This is a genomic window from Cohnella lupini (assembly GCF_003386205.1).
GTDB lineage: Bacteria > Bacillota > Bacilli > Paenibacillales > Paenibacillaceae > Cohnella > Cohnella lupini.
The window spans coordinates 162,982-187,050 of sequence record NZ_QRDY01000007.1; the positions used below are offsets into that span (position 1 = coordinate 162,982).

Consider the following 24,069-nt stretch of genomic DNA (forward strand, 5'->3'; position numbering starts at 1 on the left):
CCGCTTGCGGGTTAGATTAACTGTATTTATTTGAGCTACGAGAAAGTAACTTTCTTGTAGCTCTTATTTATTTGCGGGAGGATTATTTCATGTCATTAATTAACGTAACAAATCTAACCTTCGCCTATGACGGAAGCTACGATAACATATTCGAGAATGCGAGCTTCCAAATCGATACCGATTGGAAATTAGGATTTACGGGAAGAAACGGTAGAGGGAAGACGACGTTTCTCAACTTACTGCTCGGTAAATACGAATACGGCGGACATATTTCCGCGAGTGTCCGTTTTGAATATTTCCCTTTCCATGTCGAGAACATGGAAAATCATACTCTGGACGTCATCAACGATATAAATCCGGACTATGTTCACTGGGAATTATTACGCGAGCTTTCGTTGCTTAAAGTTTCCGAGGATGTTTTATATCGCCCTTATGATTCATTATCCAACGGAGAGCAAACGAAAGTTATGTTGGCTGCTTTATTTCTGAAAGAAAACAGTTTTCTGTTAATCGATGAGCCGACCAATCATCTGGATAGTCATGCAAGAAAGCTTGTCAGCGATTATTTAAGAGCCAAAAGCGGATTTATACTGGTGTCTCACGACAGATCCTTTCTGGACAACTGCGTAGACCATATCCTGTCGATCAACAAGTCCAACATAGAAATTCAAAGAGGTAACTTCTCCGAATGGTGGGAAAATAAACAAAGACAAGATAACTACGAGCTTGCCGAGAACGAGAAGCTGAGGAAAGACATTAAACGGTTGTCGGATGCTGCGACGAGAACGAGTAACTGGTCGCACGAGGTGGAAAAAACCAAAAACGGTACAAGAAATTCCGGCTCTAAAGTAGATAAAGGATATGTCGGCCATAAAGCAGCAAAAATGATGAAACGCTCTAAAGGAATCGAGCAAAGACAGCAATCCGCTATCGAAGACAGGTCGATGCTTCTAAAAAATATCGAGAACTCCGAAAGCTTGAAAATTTCTCAGCTTGCTTATCACAAAAAACAACTCGCCGAACTGGAAAACGTTTCGATCTATTACGGAGAGAAGGCGGTTTGCTCGGATATCAGCTTTACTATCGAGCAAGGAGATCGTATTGCGCTATCTGGCAAGAACGGCTCGGGAAAATCAAGTATCATCAAGCTCATTTTCGGCGAGGATATCGATTATACCGGCACCTTTAGAAAGGGAAGTCAGCTTAAAATCTCCTATGTTTCGCAGGACACTTCGCATTTGCGGGGAAATTTAACGGACTACGCGAATAGTAATGGCATTGACGAAAGTCTATTCAAATCCATTCTAAGAAAGCTTGATTTCTCCAGGGTTCAATTCGAAAAGGATATTTCGTCGTTCAGCGGCGGTCAAAAGAAGAAAGTGCTGATCGCAAAAAGCCTTTGCGAGAAAGCGCATTTGCAAATCTGGGATGAGCCGCTCAATTTCATCGATGTTATTTCACGCATTCAAATCGAAGAATTATTACTTGAATATTCGCCGACCATTCTTTTCGTGGAACACGACAGCGAATTTTGCAATCATATTGCTACGAAGATTATCGAACTCTAATTTCATTTTGAAGTATCAAATAGAGGTAAACTCAAAAGTGATCTACTTTTGAGTTTGCCTCTTTAATTACTTGTAAAAGCAAGGCGATGCTTATGATGCGCTAAGTAATTTGATTTATATCGAATTGAGCTTTAGAATAACGTCATAAATCAACTAAGGAGAGAGATCAGTATGGCAAATATAGATTCCGCATTTTCGTTGAAAGGTCTGCATCTTAAAAACCGAATCGTCATGCCGCCTATGTGCCAATATTCGGTTGACGCTGAAGACGGTACGCCGAACGAATGGCACTATGTTCACTATGTATCCCGGGCTATCGGCGGAGCAGGACTCATCATTGTGGAAATGACCGACGTGGAGCCTGACGGCCGGATTACAAACCGCGATTTGGGCTTATGGTCGGATGAACAGGTCGCTGCATATCAGAGGATCGTGTCCGAAGTACATAAATACGGAACTAAGATCGGCATCCAAATTGCGCATGCAGGACGTAAAGCTACGGATGCCGAGCAACCCGTCAGCTCTTCGTCGAGCCCGCCCTCGGAAAAAGGATTAAAACCTTCGCGTGCTCTTACTACCGAGGAAGTCAAAGCTATGGTAATCAAATACAAAGATGCCGCAAGGAGAGCCGTTGCTGCAGGTTTTGATACAATCGAGTTGCACGGAGCCCATGGATATTTAATCCACCAGTTTCAATCGCCCGGTATTAATAATCGAACGGACGAGTACGGGAAAGATTTGTCTCTATTCGGAGTTCAGATTGTCCAAGCGGTCCGTGAAGTTATGCCTCCGGATATGCCGCTGATCATGAGGATTTCAGCCGTTGAATACATGGATGGCGGCTATGGGATGGAGCATTCCATAGCTATCGCCAAGAAATACAAAGCGGCTGGAGTTGATATGTTCCATGTATCCAGCGGCGGGGAGGGTCCTGCTGGGAAGGTGAAGCCCGGTAACCATCCGGGTTACCAGGTTCCATTAGCCAGAGCGTATAGACAAGCGCTAGAGGTTCCGGTCATTGCGGTCGGTAAACTAGAGGATCCCTTCCTGGCAGAGGCTACGCTAGCCAATGATGATGCGGATCTTGTAGCCGTTGGGCGCGGCATGCTTAACGATCCTTATTGGGCTTTACATGCGATACAATCCGTCGTCAGAAAAGTCGATCCTCCGGTTCAGTATGCAAGGGGAATTTTCGTTCAATAATTGTTTTATATCCCGGGACTGAAGAATATATCCGAAACCTCCACAAGCGTGGAGGTTTCTTCGTTATGTACTGAAGGCGTCTATTGCCGACGAATGCGTCTTGAGCTTTTTTCTCGTTTACGAGGACGGTTGACAAACAAGTCGACTAGAGGTAAGATAGCCACATGAATGAACGTTCACTTCGACGTCGAAAATGGAGGATACAGGCATGTTCGAACAATATAGCAGCGCTCAGAGAGCCATTCTGGAAACGGTCTTGAAGCTAATTAGTCACAAGGACCTGCAGGCTACGTCTATGTCGATCATTTCAAAAGAATCCGGAATTCCGATCGGTACTATATATAACAATTTCGGAAGCAAGGAAGAAATTATCAACGAGCTTTTCAAGGGGATTGCCGACCATTTCACATATGCCGTTTTACAAGGATTCGATGAAGATCTAAGTGTTCGAGATCGCTTCAGTCGCGTATGGAATAACTTATTCGAGGCTAGTATCGAGAATCTCGAGGCGTTTCAGTTTTTGGAGCAATACTCGTTCTCGCCTTATATTAACGAAGAAACGAAACAGGCCGTGTATGAGAGAAATTGGTGTTTCAATGTAGGGTTGATGTATCAGAAGGAGATGGAGGAAGGACTTTTTATTGGAAAGTCTCCTCGTTTAACGGTGCAGATGCATTACGGGATGGTTGTTTTTTTAATAAAGAGTCGACTTTACAACATTAACGAGCTGACTGACGAGGTTATGCAGACCGCTATTCAATCCTGTTGGAACTCCGTAAGTATAGATATGTGGCTACCTTTTGCCAAGTCAAAGGCTTAACCTAAGAGTCAATGCCTTGGACTTTTTTTTCGACAATAGTGAATGAACGTTCAATCGGACATATAGGGAACAATAATCGAAATACTGAGTTAAGTGCGAAACTAACACTACTCAATAATTGGAGGATTTCAAATGACTAAAACCATTTTTATTACGGGAACAAGCTCTGGTTTGGGTAAATTAACGGCCATCCATTTTGCTAAATTGGGCTGGAACGTTGCGGCAACGATGCGTACTCCCGAGAAGGAAACGGAATTAACGAACTATCCCAATATTCGAATCTTCAAGCTGGACGTAACGAATCTGGAGCAGGTGCAATCGTCGGTGGACCAAGCTATCAGCGCCTTTGGCCGAATTGACGTAGTTGTAAATAATGCGGGAATGGGATCTTACGGAGCACTGGAGCTCGCAGCGGAGGAAACGATCGACTGGCAGTTCGCCGTTAACGCTCGCGGACCGATCAACGTCATTCGGAAGTTTTTACCACATTCCAGAACGAATGGCGGCGGTATGTTCATCAATATTAGCTCTTTCATGGGAGTAACGACTGCCGTACCGCTGGGGTCGCTTTATAATATGTCCAAGTTTGCCTTAGAAGGGTTAACGGAAGGACTGTATTACGAATTAAAACCGTTGAATATCGAGCTTCGCTTGATTGAGCAAGGAGGTTCGTCGGGCAATAACTTCGTGAATAGCATCATTTGGAATAAGGATGAAAAGATAACGGCTTATGACAAACAAATGGACAACCTTAAGAATATGATGACAAACCGCGATAACGCTCAATTAGACGATCCGCAGACGATCGTGGATGCCATTGCGGCGCAAGCTACGGGAGAGAGCAAGCAATTCCGGACGGTCATCGGCGAAGCAGGCAATGGACTCCTGGCTCTTAGGAACTCCGTTCCGATTGAGCAGTACTTGGATACGATAGCTAATAATTATAAATGACGAGGATCCATGCCGATAATCAAAATCCCATTATCAAGCCCGCGAAGCTCGCGGGCTTTTTCGTTTTTGATATTCCATATTGGTTTGGCACGTGTAAAATAATAATTTAAATTTAATATTAGTTTTTATTCACAATAGTGTGTGTCGTACAGTATAATGAATTCAGGAGTTGATAATATGCCAGATGTCAATGAAACGATTAACGGTTTATTGAACGAGCTGAGGCGCGGAACGATAGTTATCGGCGTGCTCAGTCAATTGTACAAACCGCAATATGGATACTCGCTTGTTCCCGTTTTGGAGGAGAAGGGGTTGTCCGTCGATCCAGGCACCTTGTATCCGTTGCTACGCAGGCTGGAGAAACAAGAACTGCTGGAGAGCAAATGGGATACGAATGAAGCGCGTCCGCGGAAATATTATTTGCTTAGCCCCTTTGGACAGGAAGTTTACACGGGATTATGTCGGGAATGGCGTAAGTTGATTATCAGTATGGAGGCCGTCATGAAAGATTCCGAAGGAGGAGAATCGAATGGAAATGATTGAACGTTACATTTATGCGGTTACTCAGCGTCTGCCCGAACAACAACGGGCAGACATCAAGCAAGAGCTGCAAAGCTTAATCGAGGATATGTTGGAGGAGAGGGCTCCTGCGGGTCAGGCTTCCAGCGAGGATGTGGAAAGCGTGCTGTCGGAGCTTGGTCATCCGAATACGTTGGCTTCGAAATATCGCGGATACGACCGTTATCTTATCGGTCCCGTCGTGTTCGAGCCGTATATGACCACTCTCAAGATCGTGCTGATTTCAATAGCCATCGGCTTGACCTGCATATTTACGATTGAAACGATTTTCGCGCCAATCGAAGTGCTGGAAAATTTCGTCGATTATATCGTTTCCCTGATTTCCGTTGGCGCCCAAGGCTTAGGAGTGGTGACTATCATATTCGCCTTGATCGATTATAGCCAGCGGAAAAACGCGGTCGTCAACGGCGAAAAGACTAAGGGATGGAAACCGTCCGATTTGCCGCAAATTCCCGACAGGAATAAGCAGATCAAATTGAGCGAGCCGATTACCAGTATCATTTTCACGGTGTTGTTTACGGTGATTTGCCTGTATTCGGTCGATTTGCTAGGCGTTTGGAGGTCCCACGACGGAGACCGTTCGGTTATACCTTTTCTGAATGCCGATATCTTCCGTCATTACTTGCCGATCGTCTGGGGCCTAGCGGCTCTTGTCATCTTGAAGGAAAGCATCCGAATCATCATCCGCAAGAGAACGGGTAAATTGCTCTCATTCCATATTGCGATAACGGTCGTAACCACTGTATTGGTATGCGTTATGTTAGCGGATCCCGCTATCTGGAATCACGATTTCATACAGCAGTTGGAAGCTTCGGGGATCTTGACTCCCGGCGGAGAAGGTCATGAAACGGTAGTATCGATATGGGACGGAATAAGCGAATGGCTTATCATGATTGTCGGATTGTTCGCTCTGGTCGAAATCGCATCCGAAACTTACAAGTGGTACCGGGTAAAAACAACCGCTTGACGAAACGAAACAAATTAAGTTCAATTGAGGTCCGCGTGCATTCGCGGGCTATTTTTTTTGGATCTTATTCGCATTATTCTATTGCCGGTTAGTTTTGGAATAGGCGTTCACCTTTATTCCTTCGGTGAGTATCTTATTGATAAATGTTACTTTCATATTGATAAATGTTACTTTCATAATCGGAGGTATAGACGTGGGATACTTTGTAAACTTTGAGCCGGGAGTAAAATTATTCCTGGAAGACCTTAATCCAGGAGGACGTAAAACCATCGTGTTCTGGATAGATTGAAATCCAAGGAGTGAATCAATTGATCAAGCTTACATTGGAAATAGCAAAACAATTGCTTGCGGTTGCGGAGCAAAAAGCCCGACAGATGGAGACTCTTTCCAATATTGCTATCGTCGATGAAGGAGGAAACCTAATCGCCTTCCACCGAATGGACAATGCCCGGTTCGCCGGTATCGAGATCTCGAAGGGCAAAGCATGGACGAGCGTAACCATGCAGATGCCGACGGCCAATCTTGCTCAATCCGCGCTTCCAGGTAGTCCATCATACGGAATCAACACGACCAATGAGGGGAAGATTACCGTCTTAGGCGGAGGCATTCCTTTAGTTTCGGAAGGCAAGGTCGTCGGAGGTATCGGCGTGAGCGGGGGGACGAGCGCACAAGACACGGAAGTGGCCAACGCTGCCGTTCAAGCCTTCTCGAACTTTCAAGGAACAAGAGCGGACTGGAGCGTAAACGCACGTATCGGCACGAACCATTCCTATAGATAAGCCAACAGCAAGTCGTATCATTTAAGTCTGCGTTATTTTAAGCGCGGGCTTTTTTGGATTGTCGGGTCACATTGCTGCCGGCAACTTCGATTGGAAGTATGACATTCCTCATGGGCTAGTTACGGAAGTATGTGAAGATAGTCATTCTATTTACATGAATAATGATACTAATCCGCCAAATTGTACCGTGGTAAGATCAGTACATAAGAAAAACGAAGGAGTGTTCTGAATGATCGGAAAAGCGGGAATGATTTGCGGATTAATGTTTATTGTTGGTGGAGAAATCGGCGGCTTATTGGGAGAAAGACAACTTGGATACGAGTTAAGTACGGTTGTATGTATCGTCGTTATGGGCGTGGCAATCTTATTGAATCAAAAGCTTCATCAAGGGAATCGCCAACGCAACCGTAACCGTAATCGGAATCGCGTATAAACTTGGGTTCCAATCCGCTGTAATTTTAGTAATGATCGTATAACGACCACAGGCTCCCGGAGGTAACGGGAGCCTGTGGTCGTTAGTTATGCCATCATTGAACCTTCATCGACAACGGCAGGCTTATTAGCAGCGTCATCGGGTGCAGGGCGCTTAAGCGTTGTGGCTAATAATACTCCTGCCAAAGCAAGTACGGCTAGCATAAGGTAGGTGTTATGAAAAGCATGCGACATCGCATCGGGTATTGCGGTTTCTCCCTTGCTTACATAATGACTTGTACGGCTAACGAGGAAAGTCGTGATCCCGGCTATCGCGAAGGAAGTGACAACTTGTTGCGTCGCGCTCGTTAAGGAGGTAACCCGACTAACTAAGTCTCGCGGTGCCGATTGGATCAGATGAGTGTTCAAAGCAAGGAACGACAAGCCCATTCCCATGCCCACCAATGCACGCGGTATTAGAAACGTCCAAGGGCTATCGCTTGGATCGATTAAGGAAATTAGAAACGCGCCGATAGTCACTAGGATTAATCCGCCGATCACTAAAGGTCTAGCGCCTATTCGATCGAATAAACGTCCTCCGAACGGCATGGCGATTCCGGCCGCAAGGGCTTGAGGAAGCGTCCACAAGCCTGCTTCGAATGCGCTCATACCCATTAATCGCTGCATGAAATACGGCACGGCGAAGACAATGCCGAACATGGTGAATTGTAAAATCCATTGAACAAGAATGCCTCGGGTAAATTGCGAAGAACGGAATACTTTGAGTTCAAGTAAAGGTTCTTTTTTACGCGTTAGCTCAACGATAACGAACAAAATCAGGGCAACCGCGCCAACAGATATACCGAGTATCGTTTTCGCGGAAGTCCAGCTGGTCCCGCCTTCGCTTAGCCCGTATGATAGACCTCCGAAGGCAATCGGCGCTAGTAAAATACCTAAGAAATCCAATGAAGTCGATGCTTTCTTCGGCATGTTCGGCAGTACCGCGATACACATAATAACTCCTAAGATGCCGATAGGTACATTGATCAAGAATATCCATTGCCAGTTCACGTAATCGATCAAATATCCGGATACGACCGGCCCTAGAGCGGGTGCAAGTAAAACGGGAATACCCATTAAACCCATTATTCTGCCTACTTTATCGGGAGGGCTGAGGCGATACGTCATGGAAAAGGCGATTGGCATGACCATACCGCCGCCTAACCCTTGTAATATCCTGAAGAAAATGAGCTGATCGGCAGTAGTGGCAAATGCGCACAATATGGAACCAATCGTGAACAAAATGATGGAAATGATGAAAATACGCTTGGCGCCGAACCGATCCGATAACCATCCTGCCAACGGAATGACCGCGGCTTGCGCGAGCGCATATCCGGTAATCGTCCATTGAATGATGCTTAATGTACTGTTGAAATCGACCGCGAGCACCGGAATAGCGACATTGACTGCTGTGGTATCAAGAATAACCATGAACATCCCAATTATGATGGCTATAAGCGGTCCAATGAGCGCGCGTATAGACGTCGTCGAATTAGGAAGGGCGGCTTCTGAATTTACGGACATCGTGATCTCTCCTTGAGGTCTCTAATTTGTTTTCCTGAAAATAAGGTAGCACACAAAATAAACGAAGTAAACTAAAAAAGCTAAAATAGTTTAGTTTATATAATTTATTGTTTTAAAACAAAGAAAATTACGCTATACTTGATCTGTAGGCAGGAGGCGTAGCAGATATGGAATGCGAGCTTGATCAAAAGGAAGAAAAAAGGAAATCGATTAGAGATAAGCTTGTCCTAAAGCTGCTTCCGTATATTCAAAGAAACGGAATCGTCTTGTTGAAAATGGACGATGTCGCCAAATATATGGACATCAGCAAAGCAACCATGTATAAATATTTCGTTTCGAAAGATGAAATCATAGAATGCTTGGTTGAGCAATGCGTGAATTACACCAACACGCAAACGTTGGAGGAAGCCCCTCAGAAATTAACGTTGGAACAACTATCGCACCCTTCGCATGAAGATCGGATGAATTTTGGCGAAACGTTTGCCAAAGCGTTCAAGCTTTCCGTAAAGATGGCTTTTTTCTTAACGGATATCTTTCTCCAAGATCTGAAAGCCGCGTACCCCGACCTGTACGCAAAACTATCTGAAGCCGTAGAACAGTGTCAGAGGAAGCTAATCGCTTATTTGAACAGCGGAATGGAGCTTGGCGTATTCCATCGAATGAATTCGGGAATCCTGCTCATCCAATTAGATGTCGTGTTAAGAAAGTTGTTAGATCCGAATTTGCTTATGTTACACGACATGACCTTGAAGCAAGCTCTCTTGGATTTCTATGAAGCCATAAAGCATCAGACCTTTAACGAAAAATGGATTCATGAAGACCAATCGGGAATCGAGTCGTTCATTAATCAGATGGTCATAAAAAAGTTATCTCACGACTAACGTTTAACGAGAATTGAACGAAGGAGCAGGCTGCCGCGGCAGCCTGCTTATTTAAATAAACTTAGAGGAGCGGTTAGCATGGTCAATATTCGACCAGTGGAACTTCGCGATGTAGACGCGATATACCGGTTCAGGCTGGATGAAGAAGTGATGTTCTGGGCGTCGGGCGGGTATGGCAACGCGATTCCGGCACGCGAGCAGTTGGTTGAACAATTTCGGAATCAGTCGCCTCTTGATACGCAACGTTATTTCGTGATCGAGCTACAAGAAGAGGAGCATGGGATACCGACCGTAATCGGACAAATATCCTTTCGCGATATGGACCGGGTGGCGCGAAGGGCCACCATAGGCATGTTGATCGGCGAGCGCGAATATTGGGGCAAAGGGTACGGGGCGGCTGCGTTGGAGAAATTCGTAACGATCCTCTTCGCGCGCTACAATCTGAATCGTATCGATATGGACACGTTTGCCGATAACAAACGGGCTATCCGTTGTTATGAAAAAGCGGGCTTCGCCATCGAGGGAATGCGGAGAAAAGCCATGTGGACGATGAATGGCTTCCGCGATCAAGTCGTCATGGGTCTCTTACAGGAAGAATGGCAGAAAACTCAAGGGAATACGTCATATTATCTATAGCCGCCTATTATTTGGTTTTAAGCTCGGTTATAAAGTAAAGGAAAGCAAGGAATGGGAAGAGAACGCCGAGCCAGGCGGACAGAACCCAACCTCCATGAGCATAGGACAAACCGCCTAAGAACGATCCGACTGCACCGCCTATAAAGAAGATCGCCATAAATAGACCGTTTAACCGGCCTCTCGTTTCATTACCCAAGGAGTAAATCGCTCTTTGACCGACGACAAGATTCCCGGATACCGCCATATCCAACGTAATAGCCGCAATGAAAAGCAAAGCCAATGAAAAATTCGATTTGCCGTGAATAAGCGCGATTAATAAAAAGGACAATGTCGCAACGATTATCGCGCCCATGGTCAATGGCTTGGTCCAATTTTTGTCCGCCAACCTTCCGGCGATAGGTGCCGCGATTGCACCGGCCACTCCGACGAACGCAAATAACGCTATGCCTTGCTGAGACATTCCGTATTCATCCGCTAATCTCAAGGGAACGGTAGTCCAAAAAAGGCTAAACGCCCCGAAAAGGCAGGCTTGATAAAAAGAACGGCGTCTTAAGATAGGGGTTTGCCTAAATAATTTTAGCAAGGATGCTACTAGCCCTCCGTAGCTTAGGGTTTGATCGGGATGCCGTTCCGGTAAAACACGTGACAACACAATCGCCAGCAACGCCATCAGAATTGCGGATATCATAAAAATGGTTTGCCAACCCCATATGTCGGTAATCATGCTTGCGATCGGTCGGGCCAGCATGATTCCAAGTAAAAGGCCGCTCATGACGTTCCCCACTACGCGACCTCGTTGCTCCTCCGTTGATAGGAAAGCCGCTAGCGGCACAAGTATCTGTGCGACCACGGAGCTCGCTCCGATCAATAAAGAGGCCGTCAAGAACATTGCGGACCCTGTCGAGAACGCGGCACCGATTAATGCGAGTACCACAACGGAGAGAAAAGAAACGACAAGACGACGATTCTCCAGCTTATCGCTTAACGGGACGATAAAGAGAAGACCGGCAACATAACCCAGTTGGGTCAATGTCACAATAAGTCCCGCGGCTCCGGATGGGAGTCCCAGGTCGGAGCTTATCGGTCCTACAAGAGTTTGGGAATAATATAAATTGGCGACGATAAGTCCGCATGCGGCGGCTAATAGCAGGATAATGCCGCTTGAAATGTTAGGTTTCTGCGCGCTAATTGGTTTTTGCATGACCATTTCCTCCCTAGTCATTTATACCAAACGTGAAGGGCTTTAGCCATGCTGATCTTGAAACGGGTAGTTTGATCTTGCTTATAAGGATTCAAGTATTACCCTTGGCTTCGGTCTTTCCCGAATTTTTTCCGATAAGAGAAATAATGAAAATCAAGGGTACGTACAGATAGACGAGAATCTCGCCCGTATGGGAATAAAAATCCTGAAGGATCGCGGTGGAAGAGGGCTCTCGGAAAATGAAACAAACAAAAAAAATCAATAAAATAACGAGCAGGAATCGACTCGGCCTTATGGAATGCATTAATTTGGCGCTATGACAGCTTGCCCATATTCCTATGCTTATCGCTGCTAGTATTTTCAATAAAAAAACGGCGACGATAAAGTATTCCATACGTTGCAATACAGGAAGTTCGATCATGGCGATAAAGCTTAACGTTGGCCATAGCGTTATTTTTAATTCGCCTAAGCTGAAGTACATATAAGACATAAAAAAATAGATCAAATAAATAAGAGCGGAAGCACCTATTGCGATAAAAGCCCATTTTTGAGATTTTTTCGGATTTTGGACAAACGGATATACGGCTAGGAGAATAATGCAACTTATAAATTCGTGAGAAAACTCGCGGGTAGTGAAGAAATATTGACTAAGGTTATGATTGAACATCGGTAACAAATTGCTTGGTCGGATATACGGAGTAATGTAGTACAACTGCGGGAGAATAAAAGTGTAAAGGAGCAAAGTACCCCAAAAACATATAGCAGTGATGGATTGGAATCCACCCGAAACCGCGTAATAAATGAGGGAAATGATAAGTAAACTTAGCGGCCACACGTTAACGTTGGGGAATAACCAGAGTTGTATAACTTGAATATAGGTTTGAAACCAAACGAATCCTCCGAGGATGAAATAAAGAATAAATATCCAGTTAATCATAAGGCCAAAGAATCGCCCGAAGTACCGGAGATTTATATGTACGAGACTGGCCTTTTTGATGTCCTGGCGAGCAAGAACGACGTACATCATTTTGGTCAATAGCAGTATCAAGAGAGCCGCGATGATAATGCTAATCCAACCATCGTTCTCCGAGCCGTTTGGTAATATCATTTTTTGTTGAAAATTCATGATTCCAATACCGACTAAGCTAATGTACATCAAGTAAAAAACGTTACCGGGAGATACGGAATATTTATCGTTCATGAGTTTCATTTCGCATCGTTCCTTTGCATTAATCTTCTGTTCCGATTTGATTGAGCTTGATTTCGACATCGAGATTAAATGTAAATTGTTTATCGTATTGCCGATAAAATTCATTCTCGTTCCATTTTCGATCTCTGCTCCGAGTAAATCTGCCGAAACCGACCGGATCTACCTTTAAGCTTTGAAGCTTTTTCGTCAGTTTTTCTATGTTGTTTCTCACGTACTCCTCGAGTTCTTTCTCCAGTTCATCCAGTTGTTGTTTCTTCCTGATCGGAATTTCTTCCGAGATGTTTTTTATCGAAGCGTTTATTTTTAAGCGGTCTTGGATGATTAATTGCGGATTGCTTTGAATTAATTTCATTTTATTTTTCGAAGAATCGATGTGAATCAGTATGTTTTCATTGTGCTCCTTTGTCATGGCGAAGGTTCCGCTCTTGGCATTTTGGAGGAGTAACTTAAGCCAAATACATTCATCGATCGACAAGTGATGGACGTCTTTGTCTTTTTTGAACAGGGCAATACCGTCAATCTCGACCGATTCATTCGGTGTCAATTTGAATGTAGGGATGTAAATGTCTTGGCCTTGACCATAATAGTTAAAAACGTGTGTATGAAGATTTACATTAGGCAAATTTTCGTTAATATAATTTTGCTCTATCATTCTCATTAAATACAATGGATCATGGGTTTCGATCGTTGCTCGCATGATGTCTTCGGGCTTATCGGAACTTACGGCAAGCTGCAAATGACTTGAAATCTCGGCATCTCTCGACAAAATATTAATGACATCGCCGATTCCCTTTCGAGCAAATGCTTGACCGAATAGAATCATCCTCATTTGGCCATAGGCGATTGGTTTATTCATTTGCGTATTCAAATGCGTTATTATTTCATAGTTATTGTTAGAAGTTGTCTTTCGGAAGATGATATTGGTTTTATCTTGTTCGGTGTATTCTCCGATCAACACGTTGTTTTCTATCTTATTATCGTTCAAGTCATAACTGGCCGTCAGGACCATCGTTAATTTATCGATAATGTGTTCGCTGTTGCATGAACATAAAAGCAAAGAAGTAAAGACGAGATAGAGGGTTTTCGATTTTCTGATGCCAATTGGAATAATGTGGTTTTTCAGACATAGCCCTCCTCGTCTATTTTACTTTTTTTCCTCTGTTTTTTAGGGGTCTCATATCTCTTCAAGAACGGAGGCCGAAGATATCCAGGTCGATTAGACGTTAACGAGAAAGGAGCTCGAATAAATCTGTCGTTTAAGTCCTTGGCTCTTAAAGGAAAGAAGGGAACCGTATAGGGAGAACCGAGCGATTCCAATCGCGACAAATGCAAAAGCAAAAAGCTTAATCCCACGGCAATTCCGAATAACCCCCACATCGCGGCGAGTATAATCATCGGGAATCTAATGAATCGAATGGCGTTTGACATTTTATATATGGGAGTCACGAATGAAGTCAGCGCGGATAATGAAACGACAATAATTAAGATATTGCTCGTTAACGCAGCATCGACCGCCGCTTGCCCCAAGATAACGCCGCCGACGATTCCTAAAGTTTGCCCGATGCGGCTTGGCAGCCGCGCGCCGGCTTCCCTAAGAAATTCTACGGTTGCTTCTAGGACTAAGGCTTCCAGCACCGGGGGAAAGGGGACGTTTTGTCGCGAATAGATGAGGCGTCCCAGAAGCTCCTTCGGTATCACCTCATAATGGTGAGTCAATAAAGCAACATACAGGGCCGAAGCGAATAAGGAAAAGACAACTCCTGTAATTCTGATGACTCGGAAAAAGGACCCCAAAACCCAGGGCAAATAGTAATCTTCGGGGGATAGGAAAAAATCGAAAAGAGTAGATGGACCGGTGATGAAATAAGGAGACCCGTCGGTCGATACCGCGATTTGTCCGGAAATCAGAGCAAATACGACCCGGTCTCTTCGTTCCGAAGTCGTAAATAGCGGGAATGGAGTATTGTGGTTGTCCGTTATAAGCTCATCTAATTGAGTGGTATCTAATATGATGTCGAACTCGATCTCGCGAATTCGGGCTTCCATCATGGATACATTATCCGGATTGGCTATGCCGTCTAAATACATCATGACCACTTTCGTTTTGGATATGGTTCCGACCGTTAATTCCCTTACGATTAATCGAGGCGTGCGCAATTGCATTCTTACGAGGTGAACATTCGTATCTATGTCCTCAATAAAGCCTATTTTGGGGCCGACGACGCTGAATTCCACATCGGTATCGTTATCGGTACGCAGACCCTGTTTGCCGGTGATAGGGATTAGTAAAAACGCATCCGATTTATGCTCTTCTTGAATAAGCAAGAAGCCCCCAAAAACAGACGATTCGATTTTATCAAGATCATTCGTTACGAATGAGCCTTCGAAAGGATTATATTGTTTGAGCTGATCAAGCGATTTAATTTCATGTGCATCGTGCGGATTTTGGAGGCTATGTATAAGTTGTTCCAAATGGGATTGATCAACAAGAGTTTTTAAGTAATGGGCGATAAAAGTGCAGGATGAGTTTATGTTAAGATTAGCGGTCACAAAATCATTGGAGCGAGAGCATAAATCTATGAATTGGTCAAACGTCGAGATGGAGTCGTTTGGCATGCTTGGGGATGTGCTCATAGCTGTGTCTCCATTCTATAATGTGCTTCCTACATTATCACCTCATTTGGGAGTAATATTCAGTGCATAGCCGACTCAGTTCTAAGAAGACGATGGAGAGAGTAAGAGACGAAAGAGGCTCCAGCGAGAGGCGCCGGAGCCTTATGGGTTCAAATCGACAGTCCGCCGGTGACTTAGATGCGTTGAGCGGTTATCCAACGGTTATCTTCAGATAGGAGAGAGGCGATCATCGGACCGATGTCGTTCGGTTGACCATCCCGGTCGAGCGCCGTCAAGTCCGTGAACATGAATAGGTCTTAATTTATTCGGGGAGCGATACGGAGAATGATCCCGTTGCCGTTGCTCCGCTTATGTTCAGAATGCCGATACTTTGAATCTGGGTGATGCTGATGCCATATTCCTTGCCACCCGGAACATCCAATTCGAAGGTCGAGAGCCCGTTATATCGCGTAATGACCAATCGAACAGGTCCCGTCAGGCTGTCGGTGCTGACCGTTACGATCCCGGACGTACCGGGGGGATCGACGGCAGAGTAATATCCTTGCCCGACGCCGGCTTCTTGCGAATAGAATGTGAAGAACCCAATCGACATACCACTCCACCTCCGCTTCTACTATAAGATGAAGATGAGGGAGTCCGCGGAACGGCTAATGTCTGATGTCGATAGAAGCCTTGGAGGTCGTGGGCAACCGGCAACCAAGGCTTTTTTTGGCATACTTCCGATCAAACGTCTATGTTAGCGTATCAGCCCGGATTACTCCTCATTATCGAAGACTTCGACGCGGACCAGATTCGAAGCGGACGTTACTCTTAGCTCGAAATCGGTAATGAACGTGGAGCTGGCGAAAGCTTGGTTAACGAGCGTGTCGTTCGGCTGTTCGTTATCGAGCTTGATACTAAACGCTACGTTGACGCTGCTTCCGGCATTCAACGTTCCTAGCGGGAAGCCCAGCTCCAAGTTCGGGTCAGCCTCTGGCATTCCATTTAACGTAAAGCTTCCATCGACGAGAGATGTGCCTGGCGCCAAAGGATCCGTCAGAACGACATCATGCGCGGAGAGTTTCGTTGGATTATTTACCTTAATGCGGAATATAACGGATCTGTTCAATTCAGTGGCATCGGCAGAAGCGCTCTTCTCGACGATAAGCCCGACTACCTGCAATTCCTTAGACACTTTTACGGGTCCGGCTTCTTCCGAGATGGCCTCTGCCCGATTGACGATCGTCGATCCGATGATGGCGTCACTTGGAATGGTATAAAATTCATGCAAACTAAATGAATGTTCCTGAAGCAATTTGGCCGTAAATACGTTAATTGGCGGCACGGAATCGGTCAAACGTACAAGATGCAAGGTTTGATTTCCTACGTTGGCAACGGTCAGTATGACGTGAACTCTTTGTCCAGGAAAGCCGAGCGATGGGAACTGCTTGGTTAAGCGAAGCTTCGGCCTCGCTAGAACGGTAACCTTGCTTTCCGCGGAGGTTACTCCCGTTTGCGTCGACGAGACGAATATTTGATTGGAGATCTGAGAATCGACGCTTGAGTTGAATTGGACGGGAACAAGCGTAGATAGTCGAATCGTCGCTCCTGCGTCCAGGGAAGAGATGTTCTCGGTCAGAAGGACAAGAGGGTCCTCTATAAACAGATTCGTCAGTCTAGCGTTTGAGGTATTCGTTATTTCAGTTACAAAGGTAATGAAAGAACCCGGATCTACGGTAGACGATTGCGCTGTTTTGGTGACGAGAATGGAATGGACAGGAACGATTTCGATGTTGGTAATCGACTGCTGGGTAGGCGTCTGGTTCGATGAAACCGTTGCGATATTGATGATTCTCGAACCGGCGATCGCATCGGTCGGGACTCTGTATATGGCCGTGATCTCCACGGTTGATTGCGGCTGAATGACGGAGATTATTTCATTCAGATTAATCAGCGGGTCTATTAATACGATCCGGGTGAGTGGAGTATTGCCGGTGTTAATCAATTTAAGCGTATAGATAATCGTATCGCCGGGGTTGGCAAGAACATTGTCTTGCAATTTACGTAGCGTCAATGCCGGTAAAGCCGTTACGAACACGTCAGCTTCAGCCGATGCGGGAAGCGTCTGGTCTGAGATTACGGTTGCCGTATTTACGATAATTGTGCCCTCCGGGGTACGCGGCGGGATCACCGAGTGGAGGACGACCGACTTTGAAGTTCCTGGGGGCAGCGTTGGCACGGTCTCGATCAAATTGAGGATTGTATCCGAGACGATGACATTCGTTAACGTAAGCGCAGAAGTGTTAGTCACGACTATCGTGTATACGATAACTTCGCCGGGAGAGCCTTGGACGGGATCGGCTGTTTTGGAGATCGCGATCGTGGCGGCAACGCCTACGCTGATGTATGCCGTAGCTTGAATAGGGTCGGGCGTTTGATCGGATGCTGCTGTTGACGTATTTGCAATAATGGTCCCGATCGGCAGCGCGGGAACGACGAAGGGGACGACGAAGCTTTGGCTTGCTCCTGCCGCTAGAGAGGGAAGGATCGTTGCGAATCCAAGCTGCGGATCGGTAACGTCGATGTTCGTCAAAGGTACGTTCCCCGTATTCGTGATGGTCAAGGTGTAGTTGACAGTACTGCCCGGCAAGGCAGACTGGACATCCGCCGACTTTGCAAGAGCAAGTCTCGGCTGGGCAAGAATAGTAACCGTCGCGGACGAGCTGACGCTTAATCCGGCGACCGATGCTGTCGCGGTATTGGTGAGTTGCGACCCGCCTGGCGTTCCGATAGGGATGACGTACGGGACGAGCAATGATAGGCTTTCGCTCGCATCCAGGGAAGAAATCGTTTGGTCGATTCCGATTGTCGGATCGGTCACTCGGATATTGAAAATCGTGAATAAGGTATTATTCGTAACGATGATCGTGTATTCTACGGTTTCGCCGGGAAGGGCGATTTCAGGCACTACGAGCTTCTGAACGTTGACCGAATTACTCGGAAGAGGCGTAACCAGAACATCGGCCTCAGCAGTCACGGGGGTTGTCGCGGAGGAGCTAGCCGTTGCCGTATTGGCGATTATCGCACCCGGTATCGCGGTGCCCGAAACTGTGAACGGGATGATGAAAGTGGTGCTTCCACCTTGACTTAGGGAAGGAATTAACGTATCAAATAGAGGCATGTTGTCCGTCACGATTACGTTGTTGAGCGTAGTATTGCCGGTGTTCGTCACGGTTATCGTGTATATCACTCTCTCGCCAGGAAACGCAATCGTGACATTGGCGATCTTGGATATAGCAATCCCTGGGACCGCTAATACGGTAACCTGCGCTTGGGCGGATACGAGTGGAGTTTGGTCGGAAACCGCGGTGACGACATTGGTGAAGACCGTTCCCGCAGGAGTGTCTTGGGGAACGATAAATTCAAAAGTGAAGACTCTTGTTTCTCCCGATTGTAGCGTCGGGAAGCTGTCGACTATACCGAAGAATTCGTCCTCAAGAATGACGTTGGTTAACGAAATAGCCGAGGTATTCGTAAGACTGACGGTGAAGACGACCGTTTGTCCTGGCGTTGCGGTGTTATCGCTCACGGTTTTCGTCAACTCGATAGACGGAGCGGCAACAACGGTTACAGATGCCGAATCTTCCACCGGCGTCGGTGTCTGGTCCGAAACCGCCGTTGCCGTATTCGTAAGGATTGTTCCGGGAGGTACGGCAGGCACCGTGAACGGAATAATGAATTCCACATTCGCGCCTATCGCGAGCGTGGGTATCATCTCATCGACGCCGAGGATTGGATCGATCACGCGCACGTTGGTCAGCGCAATATTCCCGGCGTTGAAGACACTGAGCGTAAACGTTACCGTCTCTCCCGGATTCGCGATTTCGGGCGATACGCTTTTGATCAGCGTCAGATTCGGAACCGCCGCGACCGTAACTTGCGCCGAAGCGGTTCTAACCGGCGTCTGGTCGGATACGACGCTGACGATGTTGGCTATGTCGGTTCCAGCGATTGCGTCTTCCGGAATCGCGAAAGGAATTTCGAATAGGATCAAAGCATGGGCGGGCAGAGAGTTGATGGTTTGCATCAAGCCGATCGTAGGATCGGAGATCACGACATTCGTGATTGGCGCGTTAGAAGTATTGGTAACGGACACGGTGTAGGTGACAAGTTCTCCTGGAGCGGCAGTCGTTGGAGCGACGAGCTTCTGGATCGATACCGAGAAAACCGGAGAGACGATAATCTCGCTGGTGGCTTCCTCGGGAGGTGTTTGGTTCGTGATGACGGAAGCCGTGTTGAAGAACTTCGTTCCGGCTGCGGTGCCTAACGGAACGGTGAAAAAAGCCTCGGAGACGCTTTGGGCACCGATCGCGAGCATGTCTATCGTGGTGGAGAACGAAAGGGCGGCGTCGCTAATGACGACATTCGTCAGAGGAACGTTGCCGGTGTTCGTCACGACGATATCATAAATAACTGTTTCGCCGGGTACGACTGTCGGGTGTCTCGGCGTCTTCGTAATAGCGATCGATGCCAATGGAGCTACGGTGACTTGCACGGTCGCTGTCTGCGTGCCGAGCGAAGATTGAAGCACGGCCGTATTCGTGATGACGGTTCCGGCCGGAGTGCCGAGAGGTACGGTGTACATGCCGGTAAAGACGATCGAGGCTTGCGGGTTCAATTGGACGATTAGTTGATCCAACGATAGGAAGGGATCCGTCAATTGAAGGTCAAATACGGTCGTCACCGTGGAATCGTTCGATACGGTTACGATGTATTCAATCGTATCTCCGGGCAGTGCCGTGGAACGATCGGCGGATTTAGTCAACATGACGGTAGGTGTCTCCGTTATGAGTACCGACGCTTGAGCGGAGACCGGATTAGGCAGATTCGACGCATTCAGAATCGCCGTATTGACGAGCGTGCTACCGATTACGGCATTGTTTGGAATCATGTAGGAGAATGTGGCGATGGTGCCGCTCACGAACGTGGGGAAGAACAGATTGATCCCAAGCGTTGCATCGGTAAGCGTCACATTCTCCAGCGTCGCCTGTCCCGGATTCACGACGGTGAACGTGTAGTTAACCGTATCGCCGGGAGCCGCTGACATTCGGTCCGCGGTTTTAATCAAACTAACATCGAAGAAGCCTTCTATTGTTATGGTGACGGAGCTGGATTGCTGCGGAGTTTGGTTGCTCTGGACGAAAGCCGTATTAAGATAGCTGCTGCCTGGAGCTCCGGGTAGAACCTGCGAATTAATCGTGAAATCGACGGATTGACCGGATGCCAGGGATGGCACCGTTTGGTTGTACCCCAGTAACGGATCGCTGATCTGGACATTGGTTAAAGTGCCCCCTCCGGTGTTGCTCACCTGGACGACGTAGGTGAGCGGCGTTCCGGTCGGACCTGTAAAGGAAACACCTCCGTTTACCGTCTTCCGTATGGTCAGCATTGGCATGCATGCTACTTCCGGGAGGCAGCCGATGAAGGGTATCGTATGCGCTTCAAGCGTTCCCGTCGTATTAACGAACGACTGCGCGACCATCGTTCCATCGATATTGCCGAAGCCGACGGCGCTCCATACTGCGAGCGGAGCCAGTACCGAGCCCTTGATGGACAGGTTCAGGTTGAAGGCCGTCGTCGCCTGAAAGAAGTTCCATAGAATAACGGCACCGTTACTTGGCGTAGACTGGCCGCCGTTAATGAAGATTGCATAGCTACCAAAACCGACGCCGGTGCCGCTAATATTGACGAGAACGGTCGAACCTGGCGGCGTGACGATATTGATTCCGTTGGCCGACGCCAGCGAGGTGCCGGATCCAGCTACGTTCAATCCATTAATCGTGAAAATATTAAGAGTCGGACTGGTTCCCGTAAGCGTGATCGTCCCGAAAGCAACGGTTGCAGTCCCCGTTGGTAACAAGGCTCCCCATGAGGCGGAGGCGCAGGTTAAATACTGTCCTGCCGCCGCAAAATCGATCGGCGTGCCGATCTGCGGTTGCGGGCTTACGCCGTTATTGTTCGTCATGCTGTAATTGACGATCGTCCCGGTAGGGGAGATGACGCTGTTCCCAGCGAAATTCGTCCCTCCGATGATGTCCATATTGCCGCCTACGATCAAATCGGCTCTCGTCGTGGACACGTTCAGCGCGCTTCCTATTCCGTAGCTTCGGTAAGTCGCGTTTCCTCCTACGGCAACTCTTCCGCCGGCATCCACAAAAGACTGCGTGTGATTGCCAAGTACGAAAACGTTATAATCGTTAGCAACGCCAAGATTCGCACAAGCCATTGTTCACTCTCCCCATTCCAACAAGTTCCGCCCCAAATGGCCGCTGTTTTTTACATATTCGGCCCATACATCTTTAAGAACCGCTTCCAACAGATGGGGCTTTACTGTGAGGTATTTTGTTGTGGTATACTGCTTTAGTCATAATTAACGTAAAATTTTTAATTTGATCGAGAGGAGTCTTATTGCATTGAAAGCCATCATGAAGTGGGGATTACTTAGCCTTTGTACGATTGCAGCCGTCTTCCTGATGAGCGGTATCAGCAAAGCCTTCATCCATGAAGAGCCCGACCAGTTGAGCCTTAAAATGGGCTCGCAATCGACGATCCAAGCAGTCGTGTCGCAGCTTCCCGGTAGCGCGATCGTCGACGAGGAAAACCTGATATTATCCGTACCTTACGGCAGAGTCGACGATTACAGGAAACTGGCCGTCAAGCTTCCCGGCGTGCTCAAAACCTTTGTCGTTCCATTGGACAAGCCTGAAATCTCGTTTCGCTATTACTGGCTTTCCGTCAAGGACTTATTGCATAACTATTCGCATGGCGATTTAGGTTTGATCCGTACAACCAGTAATTATGATATCCCCGTCACCGACATGTTGAAGGAAACGGTCGCCCGCACTAGCTTATATTTAATTCCGGGATTGATTGTCGGGGTATTGTTGTCCGTTCTGTTATCGTTGTTGGCTTCCATTCGGCGGGGGATAGGAAAGGTAACGGATTCGGTCCACGCGTTATTGAGCGGACTGCCGGATTTTCTGCTGATCATTCTCATCCAGCTCGCATCCATATATCTAACCCGTTTAACCGGGAGAAACGTTATACTCGTTGCGCAATTCGGCGATGAAATTCCGTTCGTGATTCCTTTCCTTACGATTACGTTTATTCCCGGCCTCTTGATATACGGAACGCTGCGAATGGCAATTGAACGCGAATTGTCCCAAGATTACATTACGACGGCGCTGGCTAAAGGATTATCCAAAAGGAATGTCCTGCTGCGACACGTATTAAGAAATATTATGGAGGATTTGTTGACGGTGTTGCCCAAAGCGACGACGTTGGCGCTCGCAAGCATGGCGGTGGCGGAAGCGATCTGTGATATTTTAGGCCTTGGGGGATACATCGTAAGTCCGAGAATGCAAAATATTAGCGCCACTCCGACTATCTGCATCGTTCTGGCTATCTTCTCGATTCTCTTTCACATCCTGTATGCGTTGCTCGGCAAGCTCTTCGTCGTGCGAGTCGGGGACGGTGTCCAACCGTGAAGAGAAAAACATCGAAAATGTACTACTTCGCATGCGCGATTATTGTTGTCATCGTATTATTGGCGGTTTTCGGCGGTATGCTGAAGCCCCATGGCCTGACGAACGAAGATAAAATCAATATGATAACCACTGAAATAGACGGGAAATTGAACTACGAATTGCCTCCGTTCGCTCCGAACGGTACTTTTCTTCTAGGGAGCGATCACAGGGGGTTCGATATTCTGAGCCTGCTACTGAACGGATTGAAATATACGCTGGCATATGCGGGAATATTAATGGCATTAAGGTTTATGGTTGCGGTGCCGCTGGGCATGTGGTCTGGGACGACGGGAAGGGGAGGCGTCGCGATACGCGCCATGCAATGGGTCGTCTCGGCCGTGCCGGCGTTCTTGTTTCTGTATCCGTCGCTGTCGGGCATGTATTTCGGACTTGGCCTGAATGAAGGGGATAAGGCGGATCCTTACTATAGGATGCTATTTACGATTGTCTTTTTCGTCATGGTGACGGTCTTGGGTGTTTTTCCGCTTGCTTACCAGATCGCCGAAAGAACTCGTTTCTACAATCGGAAAACTTTTGTCGACGCGTCTCGATTAATGGGCGCTTCTCCGTACCATACGACAGTAAGACATATCCTATCCAGCATGCGCCTTGAGTTGCTGTTTATGGCGATAAGCGAATTCATCCTTGTGCTCTTTCTTATGGGGCAGCTGGCGATTTTCAATATCATCATCGGCGGTTCGGAAACCTTGGAATGGGAAGACGGTTTGGGTTACTTTATTCATCTGACAACAACCGGCGAGTGGACCTCTATGATCGCATACGGAGCTAAGTTTATCCGGATATATCCCTATATGGTAATCGAGACGGGTATAGCCTTTGCGCTTTTAATACTCGCGCTTCAATTTTTCCTGCATCAATTCAAGAAACAATTTGACGCAAGACCAAAACTATAAGATCTATTCCGTTTAACCGTGTCATTTAGCGATAGAAAATTTATCAAAATACGGCGATGAATGGAATACCTTGCTGGAGCCAGGCGAAAAACTCCTAAAATAGTACAATATATGTACAATTATTTTTATCCATAATTGAAAGTGATACACTATAATAGAGTTAGTA

19 protein-coding genes are annotated in these 24,069 nt (G+C 46.8%); 12 read left to right on the forward strand and 7 right to left on the reverse strand.

Going from position 1 to position 24,069, the window contains the following annotated elements; genetic code table 11:
- Window positions 1–89 precede the first annotated feature (89 nt).
- The 8 genes from DFP95_RS14570 to DFP95_RS14610 all read left to right on the forward strand — a co-directional run bounded on the left by DFP95_RS14570 (window position 90) and on the right by DFP95_RS14610 (window position 7,300).
- A complete protein-coding gene (locus tag DFP95_RS14570; RefSeq protein WP_115993369.1) occupies window positions 90–1,568 on the forward strand; it encodes an Lsa family ABC-F type ribosomal protection protein in 1,479 nt (492 codons plus the stop codon).
- 171 nt (window positions 1,569–1,739) lie between these two features.
- The gene (locus DFP95_RS14575; protein ID WP_115993370.1) at window positions 1,740–2,771 is read left to right on the forward strand and encodes an NADH:flavin oxidoreductase/NADH oxidase; all 1,032 of its coding nucleotides are present in this window, start codon (window positions 1,740–1,742) and stop codon (window positions 2,769–2,771) included.
- A gap of 208 nt (window positions 2,772–2,979) precedes the next feature.
- Complete coding sequence (locus DFP95_RS14580) at window positions 2,980–3,591, forward strand: TetR/AcrR family transcriptional regulator (RefSeq protein WP_181907433.1); 612 nt, start codon at window positions 2,980–2,982, stop codon at window positions 3,589–3,591.
- A 132-nt stretch (window positions 3,592–3,723) separates the two neighbouring features.
- Window positions 3,724–4,542: an SDR family oxidoreductase gene (locus DFP95_RS14585; protein ID WP_115993372.1), complete on the forward strand. Its 819-nt coding sequence runs from the start codon at window positions 3,724–3,726 to the stop codon at window positions 4,540–4,542.
- A 177-nt stretch (window positions 4,543–4,719) separates the two neighbouring features.
- On the forward strand, window positions 4,720–5,085 hold the full coding sequence (locus DFP95_RS14590; RefSeq protein WP_115993373.1) for a PadR family transcriptional regulator: 366 nt from the start codon (window positions 4,720–4,722) through the stop codon (window positions 5,083–5,085).
- Window positions 5,072–6,088 (forward strand): HAAS signaling domain-containing protein, encoded by a 1,017-nt coding sequence (locus DFP95_RS14595; RefSeq protein WP_115993374.1) that lies wholly within the window; start codon window positions 5,072–5,074, stop codon window positions 6,086–6,088. Before DFP95_RS14590 ends, DFP95_RS14595 begins: the two co-directional genes overlap by 14 nt.
- Window positions 6,089–6,396: 308 nt before the next feature.
- A complete protein-coding gene (locus DFP95_RS14605; RefSeq protein WP_115993375.1) occupies window positions 6,397–6,867 on the forward strand; it encodes a GlcG/HbpS family heme-binding protein in 471 nt (156 codons plus the stop codon).
- Between the two features lie 229 nt (window positions 6,868–7,096).
- Window positions 7,097–7,300, forward strand: coding sequence for a hypothetical protein (locus DFP95_RS14610; protein ID WP_115993376.1), 204 nt, complete (start codon window positions 7,097–7,099; stop codon window positions 7,298–7,300).
- An 86-nt stretch (window positions 7,301–7,386) separates the two neighbouring features.
- Here the strand turns inward: DFP95_RS14610 and DFP95_RS14615 are convergent, their stop codons facing one another.
- A complete protein-coding gene (locus tag DFP95_RS14615; RefSeq protein WP_115993377.1) occupies window positions 7,387–8,862 on the reverse strand; it encodes a DHA2 family efflux MFS transporter permease subunit in 1,476 nt (491 codons plus the stop codon).
- A gap of 167 nt (window positions 8,863–9,029) precedes the next feature.
- On the opposite strand from DFP95_RS14615, the gene DFP95_RS14620 reads away from it, so the two are divergent.
- Window positions 9,030–9,743: a TetR/AcrR family transcriptional regulator gene (locus DFP95_RS14620; RefSeq protein WP_115993378.1), complete on the forward strand. Its 714-nt coding sequence runs from the start codon at window positions 9,030–9,032 to the stop codon at window positions 9,741–9,743.
- Window positions 9,744–9,821: 78 nt separating this feature from the next.
- Complete coding sequence (locus DFP95_RS14625) at window positions 9,822–10,379, forward strand: GNAT family N-acetyltransferase (RefSeq protein WP_115993379.1); 558 nt, start codon at window positions 9,822–9,824, stop codon at window positions 10,377–10,379.
- Window positions 10,380–10,386: 7 nt separating this feature from the next.
- Here DFP95_RS14625 and DFP95_RS14630 read toward each other — a convergent pair whose 3' ends face one another.
- The 6 genes from DFP95_RS14630 to DFP95_RS14660 all read right to left on the reverse strand — a co-directional run bounded on the left by DFP95_RS14630 (window position 10,387) and on the right by DFP95_RS14660 (window position 21,689).
- Window positions 10,387–11,580, reverse strand: coding sequence for an MFS transporter (locus tag DFP95_RS14630; protein ID WP_115993380.1), 1,194 nt, complete (start codon window positions 11,578–11,580; stop codon window positions 10,387–10,389).
- A gap of 91 nt (window positions 11,581–11,671) precedes the next feature.
- Window positions 11,672–12,790 carry a GerAB/ArcD/ProY family transporter gene (locus tag DFP95_RS14635; protein WP_181907434.1) on the reverse strand — a complete coding sequence of 373 codons (1,119 nt, stop codon included), beginning with the start codon at window positions 12,788–12,790 and terminating at the stop codon, window positions 11,672–11,674.
- Between the two features lie 19 nt (window positions 12,791–12,809).
- Entirely contained in the window at window positions 12,810–13,913 is a 1,104-nt protein-coding gene (locus DFP95_RS14640) for a Ger(x)C family spore germination protein (protein WP_115993382.1), read from the reverse strand.
- Window positions 13,910–15,424, reverse strand: coding sequence for a spore germination protein (locus DFP95_RS14645; protein WP_342768230.1), 1,515 nt, complete (start codon window positions 15,422–15,424; stop codon window positions 13,910–13,912). Before DFP95_RS14645 ends, DFP95_RS14640 begins: the two co-directional genes overlap by 4 nt.
- Before the next feature lie 301 nt (window positions 15,425–15,725).
- Entirely contained in the window at window positions 15,726–16,016 is a 291-nt protein-coding gene (locus DFP95_RS14655) for a hypothetical protein (RefSeq protein ID WP_115993383.1), read from the reverse strand.
- 162 nt (window positions 16,017–16,178) lie between these two features.
- Window positions 16,179–21,689, reverse strand: coding sequence for a DUF7507 domain-containing protein (locus tag DFP95_RS14660; protein WP_115993384.1), 5,511 nt, complete (start codon window positions 21,687–21,689; stop codon window positions 16,179–16,181).
- Window positions 21,690–21,876: 187 nt separating this feature from the next.
- On the opposite strand from DFP95_RS14660, the gene DFP95_RS14665 reads away from it, so the two are divergent.
- Entirely contained in the window at window positions 21,877–22,950 is a 1,074-nt protein-coding gene (locus DFP95_RS14665) for an ABC transporter permease subunit (RefSeq protein WP_115993385.1), read from the forward strand.
- Window positions 22,947–23,903 carry a hypothetical protein gene (locus DFP95_RS14670; RefSeq protein WP_147304166.1) on the forward strand — a complete coding sequence of 319 codons (957 nt, stop codon included), beginning with the start codon at window positions 22,947–22,949 and terminating at the stop codon, window positions 23,901–23,903. The genes DFP95_RS14665 and DFP95_RS14670 overlap by 4 nt, the downstream gene beginning before the upstream one ends.
- Window positions 23,904–24,069: the final 166 nt, after the last annotated feature.